Source organism: Nocardiopsis coralli (assembly GCF_014892575.1).
GTDB lineage: Bacteria > Actinomycetota > Actinomycetes > Streptosporangiales > Streptosporangiaceae > Nocardiopsis > Nocardiopsis coralli.
Genome location: NZ_JADBGI010000010.1, coordinates 213,989 through 226,359, shown reverse-complemented (window position 1 = coordinate 226,359; position 12,371 = coordinate 213,989). Strand labels below are relative to the sequence as shown.

Sequence of the window (12,371 nt, the reverse complement as noted above, 5' to 3'; positions counted from 1 at the left end):
TGAGAGGGTAAGACTCCCTATAGACGATGGGGTTGATAGGCCGGGTGTGGAAGCCTTGTGAGGGGTGGAGCTGACCGGTACTAATAGGTCGAGGGCTTGTCCGCTGCAGATAATTGGGTGCTCGCGCATACTTGTTCACTGTCACTATGGTTTTCCTGTGTCTGGGCCCTGTTGGGGTTTGGGTGTGGGTGTTTGGTTTCCGTGGTGGTTATGGTGGGAGGGTCACACCCGGTCTCATTTCGAACCCGGTCGTTAAGTCTCCTTGCGCTGATGGTACTGCCCTGTGGTGGGGTGGGAGAGTAGGTTGCTGCCACGGTTTTTTTTGAAGGGGGAGGGTCCTGTTTGGTCGGGGTCCTTCCCCTTTTTTTGTGCCCAGGCTTGTGAACATGTGAAATGATGTCGTGTGTCCCCGCCTGCTGTGCACAAGCACACGGATCCGACCATCGCCTGCGTCCGTGCCGGTGGTGACCATGTCGTAAGCTGGAAGCCCAAGTACTATGACGCGCTGCTACTGGTCGAAGTGGCAGCGCTTTTGAGTGTTGACGGACGGATTCGATGACTGAGGACAGCCGATCGGGAGACCACGAGGGCTCCGGAGCCGACGAGCGCGGTGAAGACCGCTCGGGTGGGCCCGACGGCCGGGAACGCGGGGGAGAGCCCCGTTCCCGCTCCGGGTACCGGGGATCCCGCGACCACAGAGGTGGCCGACAAGGCGGTAACGGGGGCCGGCGCGACGACCGCGGTGGCCGCCGCGACCGTGACGACCGCAGGGGCGGGCCCCGCGGTGACCGGCGCGGAGGGTTCCGTGACGACCGTCGAGGTGGCGGCCGTGACGACCGCCGGGGACGCGATGACCGTCGGGGTGGGCGCGACTCCCGCCGCGACGACCGTCGAGACGACCGGCGCCGTGATGACCGGAGCCGCGCGCCCCGCGAGAACCGCGACCCTGCGGACGCCGCACCACTGCTGCCCGACGAGGCCACCTACGGCCAGTTGGACCAGGAGACCAAGCGTGACCTGAACTCCCTGCCCAAGTCCCTCGCCGAGATCGTCGGCAAGCACGTGGTTGCCGCCGGGCTCCTGCTCGACGAGAACCCCGAGCGGGCCTACAAGCACGCGGTCTACGCCCGTCGCAAGGCCTCCCGGGTCCCCGGCGTGCGCGAGGCCTCCGGCGTGGCCGCCTACACGCTCGGCAAGTGGCAGGAGGCGCTCGCCGACCTGCGGGCCGCCCGCCGGATGAGCGGACGCGACAGCTTCCTGGCCGTCATGGCCGACTGCGAGCGCGGTCTCGGGCGTCCCGAGCGTGCGCTGGAGATCGCCGATGACCCGGCCGCCGGCAAGCTCGACGCCGCCGAGCGCATCGAACTGCGCATCGTCGCCTCCGGTGCCCGACGAGACATGGGCGACGCCAAGGCCGCGCTGGTCGAGCTCCAGATCCCGGAGCTCAAGGAGCGCCGCGCCCGCCCGTGGGTCGCACGCCTCTTCTACGCCTACGCCGACGTGCTCGTCGAGCTCGGCAAGGAGGACGAGGCCCGTGAGTACTTCGCGCGTGCCTCCTCCGTCGACCGTGAGGGCGTGACCGACGCGGACGAGCGCCTCGCCGAGATCGAGGGCGTCGAGCTCGTCGACGTCGACCTCGAGGACGGCATCATGTGGACCGACGCCGAGGACCCCGCCTCCGAGGAGGACGAGGCCCCCGCCGGCGACGACCGCAAGCGTTCCTCCGAGGGCGGCGAGCGGGAGCGCGGCTGAGCACCGAACCCACCCCACCGCCGGGCGGAGAACCGCTCGGCGGTGCGGTCGTGTGCCTGGACCGGCTGCCCGAACAGCACGACTCCGTCGTCTGCCTCACGTATCGGGGTGACCGGCCGTTGCTGGTCCGCCACCGGCACCGGGGGTGGGAGTTCCCCGGCGGGCACAGCGAACCGGGGGAGAGCCCGTGGCAGACCGCCCGGCGTGAGGCGCTGGAGGAAGCCGGCGCGAGCCTGGGAGAACTGCGCCTCGTCGGGTACTACGTGCTCTCGGGCGGCCACATCACCGTCGTCACATACGCACAGGTCGAGTCCCTGGCCCCGCTCACCGGCGAGTTCGAGACCGTCGAGGCACGCGACTTCGAGCGTCTGCCCGGCGACGACGAACTCTCGTGGGCCGACGGGCTCTACGCCCACCTGATCCGGGCGGCCGGTCTGCCCGGAGCGCCCGACTGATCCGCCGGGCCCGGTTCAGGCCTGGCCCTCCGGGCGGGCGAACGTGCGCTCCGCACCCACGACCCGGTATCCCAGCCTGGAGTTGATCGCCAGCATGGGTGCGTTCGCGTCGTGGTTGCCCGTGTAGGCGAACCGGATCCCGCGTTCCCTGGCACGGTGCAGCGCGGTGGTCTTGGCCAGACCGGCCAGACCCCGGCCGCGGTGCGCTGCCAGAGTGCCGGTCATCTGCGACTCCAACCTCGTGCGGCGGTCGCTCACGTATGCGGTGAACCCCACGACCTCGCCACCGACCAGGACCGCCGTGCTGATGTCCCGGGCCGCGAGCGGATGGGGCCACACGCTGTGCAGCCATTCGGCGTACGGCATGAAGGTTTCCCCCTGGCGCTCCCCGGGCTCGTCCCCTGTGGCTTCGCGGTCGACCTCGTACAGGGGCCGCGGGTCGTCGGTGAACGCGGTGAAGGGGCGCAGTTCCACACCCGCGGGGACCGGCGGGGGTTCGGGCAGGGAGCGCAGGTCCAGCCCCTGTATGCGGTGCTCCTCGACGTTCTCGGTGTAGCCGAGCTCGTGCACGAACGAGGCCAGGAGGGAACCCCCGGCCTGGACGCCGTCGTCGGCGACCTCCACGCGCACCGCCGTGGCACCGTCCGCGCGGGCCGTGCGTTCCGCCTCGTGCAGCAGCGCGGCGCGGACCTCCATCGGCTCGGGCACGTCCTCATGCACGCTCAGGAGTGTGATGTAGGCCTTGACCCGCCCTGCCTCGTCGGGGGTGCGCAGGGTCAGAACGCGCACGAACCCCACGGGGGCGCCATGCCGGTCCACGGCCAGGAGCTCCCGGTTGGCGAACTCGGGGTGGGGATGGTCGGCCCGCCACCGCATGGACTCCTCGGTGAGGATCATGCACGGGAACGCGGTGGTGATCAGGGGGAGGACACGGGGGATGTCGTCGGGGCCCATGGCCCGCACCGTGGAGCTCATGGGCGAGAGCCTAGGCCGGGGCCCGGGCCGGACGCACGGGGTTTTCCGCGGCCCGCCCGGGAGAGTCAGGCCTCGCGTTCGCGGCGGACCCGCTCCGCCTCGGCCTGTTCCTGCTCCAGACGGTCCAGCCAGTGCATGATCCCGCCGACGTTGGCCTCCGGCCCGGCGAGGATGTCGAGCACGGCCGCGGCCTCCTCCGAGGCGTCCGGCGGCAGGGGCCTGTAGCGCGAGACGACCTTCTCCTTGACCATCGCGACGGCGTGGTCCAGGTCGTCGTCGGCCGCGTAGGACTCCCGCACGGTCTCCACCCACAGGCGCAGCTCGGACTCGGCGCGGTCGATGGTCTCCGGCACAGCTTCCACCGCCCCGAAGTGCGAGAACATGAGGCGCTGCGGCTCGATGTCGCCGAACAGGCGCAGGGTGCGCAGGCAGGCGTCCATGTCGAAGTCGGGCGGGGGCGTGGCCGGGCGGACGTCGCCGGTCAGCGGGTTGTACACCCCCAGGGCATCGCCCACGTAGAGGTCGCCGGTCAAGGTGTCGACCAGGCCCATGTGGTGCTTGGCGTGGCCCGGGGCGTAGTGGGAGACGAGCTTGCGTCCCGCCCCCAGATCGATCTCCCCGGTCTCGGCGACCGCACGGATGCGTTGCCCGTCGGTGGGGCGCATCTCGCCGAACAGGGTCTCCAGGCGTTCGCCCCAGACCATCTTCGCGCTGGCCATGAGCCGGCTCGGGTCCGCGAGGTGGCGGGCGCCGCGCTCGTGCACCACGATCTCCGCGTTCGGGAAGTGCGCCGCCATGTCGCCGGTGCCGCCCGCGTGGTCGAGGTGGATGTGGGTGACCACGATGGTGGCCAGATCCTCGGGGGCCAGCCCCAGGCGTACGACGGCGTCACGCAGGACACGTGCGGAACCGGCGGTGCCGACCTCGACGATGCACGGCCGTTCGGACCGGATCAGGTAGCTCGACACGACACCGGGATATCCCGCGAGCATCGTGTCGATGGCGTAGATGTCGTTGCCGAGCGGGACGATCCCCGTCGGCAGTCCGCTCGCGTCCACGTCGTCGTGCACGGCAGGCACCCCTGTTCTACGGCGTCTTCGGGACTCCGACTCTAGAGGAGAGGTCCCTGGTCGAGGTGGGCCGGGTCACCCCGGTTGTCCACAGGTCCGGATCCGGGTCTTTTTTCCACGCCCGGTTCCGGTGAATCTGGGATCGGCGCACCCGCCTCCCGTCCCGGGATCACCCCGGCCCCACCCAGCGGTGTGCCGCCCTCGTCGCGCACCAACTCTGGGAGGTCCCATGCCCGACCGTTCGACGTTCGGTCCGTTCTCCGGCCCCGTACCGCTCCTGCACCCCACCCTGCCGCCCTACGGCGCTGCCGCCGGCTCCGGGGCACCGTCCCCTCGCCAGAACGGGGCGCCGGTCCCTGCCCCCGACCGGCGCTCGCCTTCCCCCGACACCGGCGCATCGCCCGCTCGCGCAACAGGCTCACCCGACCGGTATTCGCCCACCCCCGGTACGGCCGTTCCGGTGCGCGGAGCGGCCGAGTCCGGGCCTGCTGTGCGCGCCACATCCGGCACACGGAAGACCCCGCGGAAACCGAAGGCGCAGACACCGCCGCCTCCCGCGCTGCCCTCGGAGGGCGAAGCCGCGACCCCTGCCGGTGGACGTACCGCCGCAGGCGCCTCCGGCGGGGGCGGACGCCGCACGTCGGCTCGCACCAAGGTGGCCAAGGCCGGAGCTGGTGCCGCTGGTTCCGCGCAACAAGTGGGGTCGGAGCGCGGACCCGAGAAGGCACGTGCCGGAAACAGTGGTGGTCGTCGGGGCAGCGGTGATCGTGGGAAACCGACCCGTGCGAAGGCTTCGGCCGACGCCGACACCGGCGGTCCGTCCCCGGCCGGGCCGAAGGCCCGCAGCGGTGAGTCTTCTATGCGCGACACATCCGGCAAACCGAAGGCTGCTGGCAACCCGGGTACGGCGCCCGAGGAGGCTGCGGTTCCCGAGGAAACCGGGCGGGGCCTGCCGGCCGGGAACGCACCGGGCTCCGGTCGCGACCGTGCCCAACCGTCGCATACGGAAGCGTCGAAGAGCAGCGGCGGCGCCACCTCAACTGCGCGGGGTACGGCGGCAGGTAGGTCGGGCGGAGGACACCCGCGCACCACGGCACGCGCGAAGCGGGCGACGGCCGGTGCAGGTGACAGCGGTGTCGCGCAGCGGGCGGTGTCGGAGCGCGTTCCTGAGAAGGCACGTGCCGGCAGCGGTGGTGGTCGTTCGGGCAGCGGTGACCGCCGGAAGCCGACGCGTGCGAAGGCTTCGACCAGCAGCGGAAGCGGTGCGACGGCGGCGACCCAGGGTCCGCAGGGCCGTGGTCCCGGGCATGCGCGCCACGGCCGGACGCCTGATTCTGCGCCTGCTGCAGGCGGTGGCCGAGCCCGGGCTCGCGCCGAGAGGCCGAAGGCCGGTTCCGGCGCGCCGGAGGACCTGTCTGCCGGAGACTCGACCGGGCGGGTGAAATCGCAGGTCGGAGAGCCCTCCGCAGATTCCGCGGGAAGCAAACGCGACCGACAGGCCGAGCATGCGCCGGAGCCTGGTCGCGACCGTTCACGGTCGTCGAACGCCGAGGTGCGGAAGGGCAGCGGTGGTGTTGCCACCAAGGGCACGCGGGGCGCGCGAGCCGGTGCTCCTGCGCGAGGGCCCTCGTCCGTGCCGGGTCCCGGTCATGACGGAGCCCATACCGCGGCAGACACCTCCGGCCTGAGTGGCCGGACGCCTGCTCGCGCTGAGAGGGCGAAAGCCGCCGGTGCTACCGGGGAAGCTCGGGCGGAAGGGTCAGGGAGCCGTGCGGGCCACACACGTTCCCACGGTGCCCGGCGGGGAGCGGAGGATGACCGTGCGCGAACCCGGGGTGGCCCTTGCGGGTCGAAGACCGTGGACGAGCGGTCCAACACCATAGATGCGCTGGACTCGGCGCCCGTTGGGAGCCAGTCTGCTGACGACACGATCGAGCCTGTGGCACTCGAGGACCGTTCGGAAACGTCGAACGCCGAGGTGAGGAGGGGCAGCGGTGGTGTTGCCACCAAGGGCGCGCGGGGGACAAAACCCGGTCCTGACGCAGTAGGTGTGGCGGAGGGCGGGTCCGGCCACGGCAACGGGTTCGTTGCTGCGGGGCCGGAAGGTGGCGCACGCCGCGCGGAGGCACCGGGTGGCAGCCCCACCGTCGCGGCGGACCGCGACGGCGAGCACCACAACGAGGTCGGGGTCGTCGGCCGCGTCACCGCCGAGCCCCGCTTCCGGGAACTGCCCAGCGGCGACCACCTGGCCACCTGGCGCATCTGCGTCACCCGGGACCCCTCGACCCGGTTCCGGGGACGCGCGTCCGACTCCATCACCTGCGTGAGCTTCGACCAGGGGGTCCACGAGCACCTGCGGGACTGGCGCCTCGGCGACGTCGTCGACGTCCGTGGCGCCCTGCGCCGACGAACCTGGCGCGGGGTGAACGGGCGCCGGAGCGTGTGCGAGGTGGAGGCCGCGTCGGTGCGGTTCGTGCGCGCCCGCCGGAAGGGGGAACGCTGACATGTCCGCGTACACGGCGGTGCTCAGGTTCCTGCTCGAACGCCTGCGGCGTCGGCGGGGCTCACCAACCGAGGCGGGACAGCGCTTCCTGCACGCTCGGGCCGGCGGGATCGACGCCGGGGTGGCCCCACACGGCCGCGCACAGCGCACGCAGGCCGTCCAGGCGCTCCCCGGCCCCGGAGAGCGCCACTCCGGAACCGTCGACCGTGACGGCCCAGCCCCGGCAGCGCGCGGTGGCACCCTCGTGCTCCACCGCCGGGTGGGCCTTGTTCATGCCGGAGACGTCCCAGGCCAGGTAGTGCGGGCGCCGGTGCTCGGGTGCCGCCAGCACCTCGGCGGGCGTGGCCACCCCCGACAGCACGAGCATGCCGGCGGCCCCGTGGGTGACGGCGCCCTCGATGTCGGTGTCGAGACGGTCGCCGACGATGAGCGGGTTGCGGGCACCCGTGCGCAGCATGCCCTCCTGGTGCAGCGGGCGCATCGGCTTGCCGGCCACGACCGGGTCCACCCCGGTGGCGTGTCGGATCACCTGGACGAACGCCCCGTTGGCGGGGGTGTTGCCCCACTCGCTCGGGGCGGTGGCGTCGGCGTTGCTGGCGACGAAGAACGCACCGCGCGCGACGGCGAGCACCCCCTGGTCGAGCAGGTCGCGCGCCATGGATCGCGAGTACCCCTGTACGACGGCGACGACCGATCCGGAATCGACCGTGACCGGGCGCATCCCACTGCGGCGCACGGCCTGGCGCAGACCGGTGTCGCCGATGACGAGGACCTCCGAGCCCTCCGGGTAACGCTCCGCGATGAGCCGGGCGGCGGCCTCGGCGGAGGTGACCACGTCCCGCGGAACGGCCTCCACACCGAGGTCGGTGAGGTGGTCGGCGATGCGCCCGGGGGTGCGCCCGGCGTTGTTGGTCACGAACGCCACCTTCGCGCCGGCTGCGCGGGCCTTGCCGACCGCCCCCGGCGCCGCGGGAACGGCGTTCGGGCCGACGTAGACCACACCGTCCAGGTCCAGGAGCATCGCGTCGTGGATCTCGTCGAGGGGACGTTCGGAGGCGCGCAGCGTCATGGAGGCGGACCCGTTCATCATGGTGGTGGCAGGGGACGTCCCCCAGGTTATGGGCAGCACCCGGATCCGGCGGCTCGCGGATGGTCCCGGACGGGGTGGGCTGTGTCGCACGGGCGCGGCTCAGGACGGCTTCGGCACGGTGCGGTGGCGCCGCATCCACCCGGTGGCGAAGTCAACGGCCTCGCCCATGGGGAACAATCGTGCCGTGGCCGTACCCACCGGGCCCACGGTGACGTGCCGTGCCCGTTCGAGGGCCATGCCGATACCGGTGAAGTCCCGCTCGTCCAGCGCCACGTCGGTGTACTGCTGCCACACCCGCTCCCCGGAGGCGTCGCGCACCGGGGCACCGCAGGTCATGCGCGGGGTGACGGGCAGCCGGTACTCGGCGAGGTGGAACGCCGTGCACGTGGCGTACCCGGTGCCGAGGAAGAGCACCTGTGCGCCGGACCCGGCCATACGCCCCAGCGGCGAATCCGGGCCCAGGCCGTCGTCCAGCGGGTGGGGCTCCATGAGCTCGCGCGCCCGGGCCCCGAGCGCCGCGAAGGAGACCTGCGGGTGGGCGCTGCGCACGGCCCCGGGCCAGGTCCGCAGCTGGTCGGCCACCCGCCCCATCCCGGCCGTCGGCGTCACCGCGGGGTCGTAGGCGGGCATGTGCTCACGGATGGTCTCCCACCACGACTCGGGTACCGGCGGGTTCTGCCACCCGGCGGGGTCGGAGTACTCGCCGCTCTGGGTGGGCACGACCACGGTCCCCTCGGGGCCCACCGCGTCGGCCAGGGCCAGCACCACGGCGGGAGCCCCGCCGCACACCCATCCCAGCGATTTCAGCGAACTGTGTACGAGCACGGTTGTGCCCGGGGCGAGCCCCAGGCGGGTCAGGTCGGCGGTCAGCGACGCCCGCGTGCAGAGGGTTCGGTCGGCCATGGCTCCTCGGGGGGTCGGTCCAACAGCCGCATGACCAGGCCGGTGCGGGGTTTGGGGCCGAAGGACGTGGACTTTCGGGGGGTGAGCTCGCCGTGGTCGGCCACGGCGTAGACCTGGTCCACGGACAACGATGGCACGATCACCGCGGTTCCGCTCTCGCTTCGTGCAGCCGCCACGGCCTCGTCCGGGCTGTCGTGCACCATGCGCACCCGCTCCTCGGCCACGCCCCACAACGGCAGGAGGACCTCGTGCAGGACGGAGGTGGGCAGGTTCCGCCACCGCTCGGACCGGCCCGGCATACGCGCGGCCAGCAGCGCCTCGTCGAACCCGTGCACCAGGTGGGCGCCCCCGTCGGGGTCGGCCAGGACCACGGCCGGTCCCTCGGTGTCCTGAGCTGTGAGCGCGGTGACCGGTTCGACCTCGGCGACCCCGCGGGCGAGATCCAGGAGACGGCCGGGGTCGGTCCCGGGCAGGACCCGGTGGATCGCGCCCAGGTGGGGCGGGTGGGTGTCGCTGTCCACCAGCAGCGCCAGCCCGCGGCGCCACCCGGAATCCGACTCGGTGCGGTGCAACTGCCGGTAGGCGGCGTAGCGGTGGTGACCGTCGGCGATCAGGGCCGAGCGGTCGGCGAGGTCGGCGCGCACGTCGGCGATGGTCGAGGGGTCGGTGATCGCCCACAGGCGGTGCTCGGCTCCGTCGCCTGTGCGGGTGGTGAGCAGGGGTTCCTGCCCCCGGTCCTCGGTAGCTCGGGAGGCCGCGCCGCCGGCACCGCGGTAGACGAGGAAGATCGGCTCGAGGTTGGCCCGGGCGGCGCGCATGAGCCGGAAACGGTCCTGGACCGGTGCCTCGGCCACGTCCTCGTGGGGGCGGACGGGCGAGTCGAGGTCCAGGGCCCCGACGAGGCCGCGTTGGCGCACACCGTCCGGGGTGATCTGTTCGTAGACGTAGAGCGCCGGCCCGGGGTCCTGCGCGAGCACCCCGTCCCGCACCCACCGGTGCAGCAACGCCGCGGCGGCCCGGTACCGGGGATGCGTCTCCCGGGTCAGCTCGAAGGGCAAGGTGACGCGGGCGGCGTTGTGGGGGTCGGAGCGCTGCAGCTCTCGTGCCTCACGCGCGTCCGGGACGTCGTAGGGCGGTGCGAGGAGGCGGGAGACGTCGAACCCGTCGTCGATGAAACGGTCGACGTCGGGAGCGGCGTAACGCAGACCCCGGAACGGGGCCAGATCGAGAGCGTGGGCAGACATCCCAGAACGGTACCCGGGCATGGACGGTGTGCTCACCCGAGCAGCGAACGCATACGCAACAGGTCGCCCAGGGACGCGTTGACCTTGACACGGCGTGTGGCCAGGGCGAGTTTGGCGCTGAGGCGGTCCTCCGCGATCGCGACGAGGTCGTCACCGCCCACGGTGACGGTGACCTGCGCGGGGGAGAGGTGCGTCCCGCCGGTGTGGTGCGTGAGGTCGGCCAGGCCCTCGGGCGTGAGACGGAGCCGGAACGTGGTGTCCAGGTCGGGCACGACCACGGCGACGCTGCGTTCGTCGATGCGGCGGTCCCGTTCCTGCCGTGGCTGCTCGAGGATGCGCCGGTTGATGAGGGCGAAGCCGTCGAGGCAGGCGTCGATGCTGCTCATGGGCTCATGATGCCTCAACCGGTGTGAAACGGGGGTCTTCCGTGGCCAAGGTGACGAAGCAGAAGACCTCTGCGGATCCCGTGCCGCGGCGTCGGCCGCACCGGTAGCGTTGTGGCCGGATCCCCCGTCAACGCGCGAGTTCCGCCCCGCTCCTCGTGCCCCTGTGACCCTGCCTGCAAACTCACGCGCTCCAAGGAGTACCTCCACCATGGTCGTCGACGCGGTACGCACCTATCTCGATGCCGCCAATGGCCTCACCGAACTCTCCCGCCGCGACGCGGTCGCCGCGGCCCGCGCGCTGTTGCGCAGCGACGGACGGTCCACGGGCGCGGCCGCCCCGGTCGAGGGCGAGTCAGCCCCGCGGGTGGGACAGAGCATCCAGGTGCTGGCCGGTGAGCTCATCGAGACCAGCCAGGCCAACCGGGCCGCCATCGCCGACCTGGTGCGGGAGGAGGTCGGCCGCCAGCTGGAGACCATGGACGTGGTTCCGCGCAGCGAGCACGAGCGCCTGTCCCGCCGGGTCGCCGAACTGGAACGCCGCCTGGCCGCCCGCCACGCGGTCGAGCGCGCACTGTCAGTGGACGCCTCCGCCACCGCGCAGCCCTCCGAGTCGGTCACCGAGCCCCGGCCGGAGACCCCCGACGCCCCGGCCCCGGACACCGCAGCGGACGAGGCCCCCGAGGCCTCCGAGACCCCTGCGGTCCCGGAGGCCTCCGAGGTGTCGGAGCAGGCCGACGCCGGGACCGACACCGAGCAGGCCACCGACGAGGCGCCTCAGGCCGACGCCGAGACCACCGGGACACCGGCGAAGACCTCCGGCGGCACCGGCTCGGGCCAGGCCAGGTCCGGTTCCAAACCCGCCAAGAGCAGGACCACCAAGGCCAAGCCGGCGGCCAAGCGCACCACCAAGGCCAAGACCAAGAAGTAGGACCGGCCGCGCACGGCCCCACGGGCGATACAGTCGGGTCGATCCGCAGCCGCAGATCGGGGAGAGGTCATGGAACCCGCCGAGTTGGCCCGACGTACGCTCGAGGCCACCAAGGAACGCCTCGCCGAGCTGGACGAGCGCCCCACCGCCGAGCACGTGGAGGTCTTCGACAGCCTCCACCAGGAACTCTCGGCGGTGCTGGGCTCTCTGGACCAGGGGACCGACACCGCGCCGTGAGCGCCGGTATCCTTGTTGACCATGGCAAAACGTAGTCGGCTCGACGCCGAACTGGTCCGCCGCGGGCTGGCCCGTTCCCGCGGTCACGCGGCCGAGATCATCGAGAGCGGGTCGGTCAAGGTCGCGGGGATGGTGGCCTCCAAGGCCGCCTCCCAGGTCGGCACCGACCAGCCCATCGTCGTGCGCACCCCTTCCGACGAACCCCCCTACGTCTCGCGCGGGGCCCACAAACTCCTCGGGGCCCTGGACGCGTTCTCACTCGACGTCTCCGGCCGCCGGGCCCTGGACGCCGGCGCCTCCACCGGCGGGTTCACCGACGTGCTCCTGCGCCGCAACGCCGCCCAGGTGACCGCGGTCGACGTCGGGTACGGGCAGCTGGCCTGGGCCCTGCGCAGCAACGACCGGGTCCGGGTCATGGAACGTGTGAACGTGCGTGAGCTGACCCCCGAACAGATCGGTGAACCCCGCCCCGACCTGGTCGTGGGTGACCTGTCCTTCATCTCACTCACGCTGGTGCTCGGGCCGCTGCGCGAGTGCGCCGACCCCGACGCCGACTTCGTGCTCATGGTCAAGCCGCAGTTCGAGGTCGGCAAGGAACGTGTGGGCGCCGGCGGTGTGGTGCGCGAACCCGAGATGCGGGCCGATGCCGTCACTTCCGTGGCCGACCACGCGCACACGCTGGGGCTCGGTGTGGTCGACGTCGCGGCGAGCCCGCTGCCCGGACCCTCGGGCAACGTCGAGTACTTCCTGTGGATGCGTGCCGGTGCCGGGCCCCTGGACCCGGCCGTGCTGGCCCGCGCCATCGAAGAGGGCCCTCGGTAGGGCGGG

Annotated in this window: 12 protein-coding genes and 2 rRNA genes; 8 read left to right on the top strand and 6 right to left on the bottom strand. The window is 72.2% G+C overall.

Annotated elements, in window-relative coordinates:
* The 4 genes from IDM40_RS13775 to IDM40_RS13760 form a co-directional block, all read left to right on the top strand.
* Positions 1-104 (top strand): 23S ribosomal RNA (locus IDM40_RS13775); the annotation flags it as partial.
* Positions 105-200: 96 nt separating this feature from the next.
* Positions 201-316, top strand: a 5S ribosomal RNA gene (gene rrf / locus IDM40_RS13770).
* Positions 317-555: 239 nt separating this feature from the next.
* Entirely contained in the window at positions 556-1,752 is a 1,197-nt protein-coding gene (locus IDM40_RS28165; RefSeq protein ID WP_193122390.1) for a tetratricopeptide repeat protein, read from the top strand.
* 50 nt (positions 1,753-1,802) lie between these two features.
* The gene (locus tag IDM40_RS13760; RefSeq protein ID WP_193122389.1) at positions 1,803-2,207 is read left to right on the top strand and encodes an NUDIX domain-containing protein; all 405 of its coding nucleotides are present in this window, start codon (positions 1,803-1,805) and stop codon (positions 2,205-2,207) included.
* Between the two features lie 15 nt (positions 2,208-2,222).
* Here IDM40_RS13760 and IDM40_RS13755 read toward each other — a convergent pair whose 3' ends face one another.
* Together IDM40_RS13755 and IDM40_RS13750 are read right to left on the bottom strand one after the other, a co-directional pair.
* A complete protein-coding gene (locus IDM40_RS13755) occupies positions 2,223-3,182 on the bottom strand; it encodes a GNAT family N-acetyltransferase (protein WP_193122388.1) in 960 nt (319 codons plus the stop codon).
* A gap of 65 nt (positions 3,183-3,247) precedes the next feature.
* Complete coding sequence (locus tag IDM40_RS13750) at positions 3,248-4,252, bottom strand: MBL fold metallo-hydrolase (RefSeq protein WP_193122387.1); 1,005 nt, start codon at positions 4,250-4,252, stop codon at positions 3,248-3,250.
* A 2,050-nt stretch (positions 4,253-6,302) separates the two neighbouring features.
* Between IDM40_RS13750 and IDM40_RS13745 the strand changes: the two genes are divergently transcribed.
* Positions 6,303-6,755 (top strand): single-stranded DNA-binding protein, encoded by a 453-nt coding sequence (locus tag IDM40_RS13745; protein WP_328807016.1) that lies wholly within the window; start codon positions 6,303-6,305, stop codon positions 6,753-6,755.
* A gap of 61 nt (positions 6,756-6,816) precedes the next feature.
* On the opposite strand, the gene IDM40_RS13740 is transcribed toward IDM40_RS13745, so the two are convergent.
* The 4 genes from IDM40_RS13740 to IDM40_RS13725 form a co-directional block, all read right to left on the bottom strand.
* A complete protein-coding gene (locus tag IDM40_RS13740; RefSeq protein WP_193122403.1) occupies positions 6,817-7,824 on the bottom strand; it encodes an HAD-IIA family hydrolase in 1,008 nt (335 codons plus the stop codon).
* Between the two features lie 120 nt (positions 7,825-7,944).
* The gene (locus IDM40_RS13735; protein ID WP_193122386.1) at positions 7,945-8,748 is read right to left on the bottom strand and encodes an aminoglycoside N(3)-acetyltransferase; all 804 of its coding nucleotides are present in this window, start codon (positions 8,746-8,748) and stop codon (positions 7,945-7,947) included.
* A complete protein-coding gene (locus tag IDM40_RS13730) occupies positions 8,712-9,992 on the bottom strand; it encodes a DUF1015 family protein (RefSeq protein WP_193122385.1) in 1,281 nt (426 codons plus the stop codon). The genes IDM40_RS13735 and IDM40_RS13730 overlap by 37 nt, the downstream gene beginning before the upstream one ends.
* A gap of 32 nt (positions 9,993-10,024) precedes the next feature.
* Positions 10,025-10,378: an SCP-2 sterol transfer family protein gene (locus tag IDM40_RS13725; protein WP_193122384.1), complete on the bottom strand. Its 354-nt coding sequence runs from the start codon at positions 10,376-10,378 to the stop codon at positions 10,025-10,027.
* A 208-nt stretch (positions 10,379-10,586) separates the two neighbouring features.
* Here IDM40_RS13725 and IDM40_RS13720 point away from each other — a divergent pair, with 208 nt between their 5' ends.
* The 3 genes from IDM40_RS13720 to IDM40_RS13710 all read left to right on the top strand — a co-directional run bounded on the left by IDM40_RS13720 (position 10,587) and on the right by IDM40_RS13710 (position 12,365).
* Positions 10,587-11,306, top strand: a complete 720-nt coding sequence (locus IDM40_RS13720; RefSeq protein ID WP_193122383.1) for a coiled-coil domain-containing protein — start codon at positions 10,587-10,589, stop codon at positions 11,304-11,306.
* Positions 11,307-11,375: 69 nt separating this feature from the next.
* The gene (locus IDM40_RS13715) at positions 11,376-11,543 is read left to right on the top strand and encodes a hypothetical protein (protein WP_193122382.1); all 168 of its coding nucleotides are present in this window, start codon (positions 11,376-11,378) and stop codon (positions 11,541-11,543) included.
* A 21-nt stretch (positions 11,544-11,564) separates the two neighbouring features.
* Positions 11,565-12,365: a TlyA family RNA methyltransferase gene (locus IDM40_RS13710; RefSeq protein WP_193122381.1), complete on the top strand. Its 801-nt coding sequence runs from the start codon at positions 11,565-11,567 to the stop codon at positions 12,363-12,365.
* Positions 12,366-12,371: the final 6 nt, after the last annotated feature.

Coding starts and splice junctions, on each gene's coding strand:
- IDM40_RS28165 (WP_193122390.1), top strand. CDS start 556: ATGACTGAGGACAGCCGATCGGGAGACCACGAGGGCTCCGGAGCCGAC.
- IDM40_RS13755 (WP_193122388.1), bottom strand. CDS start 3,182: ATGAGCTCCACGGTGCGGGCCATGGGCCCCGACGACATCCCCCGTGTC.
- IDM40_RS13740 (WP_193122403.1), bottom strand. CDS start 7,824: ATGACGCTGCGCGCCTCCGAACGTCCCCTCGACGAGATCCACGACGCG.
- IDM40_RS13735 (WP_193122386.1), bottom strand. CDS start 8,748: ATGGCCGACCGAACCCTCTGCACGCGGGCGTCGCTGACCGCCGACCTG.
- IDM40_RS13730 (WP_193122385.1), bottom strand. CDS start 9,992: ATGTCTGCCCACGCTCTCGATCTGGCCCCGTTCCGGGGTCTGCGTTAC.
- IDM40_RS13725 (WP_193122384.1), bottom strand. CDS start 10,378: ATGAGCAGCATCGACGCCTGCCTCGACGGCTTCGCCCTCATCAACCGG.
- IDM40_RS13720 (WP_193122383.1), top strand. CDS start 10,587: ATGGTCGTCGACGCGGTACGCACCTATCTCGATGCCGCCAATGGCCTC.
- IDM40_RS13715 (WP_193122382.1), top strand. CDS start 11,376: ATGGAACCCGCCGAGTTGGCCCGACGTACGCTCGAGGCCACCAAGGAA.
- IDM40_RS13710 (WP_193122381.1), top strand. CDS start 11,565: ATGGCAAAACGTAGTCGGCTCGACGCCGAACTGGTCCGCCGCGGGCTG.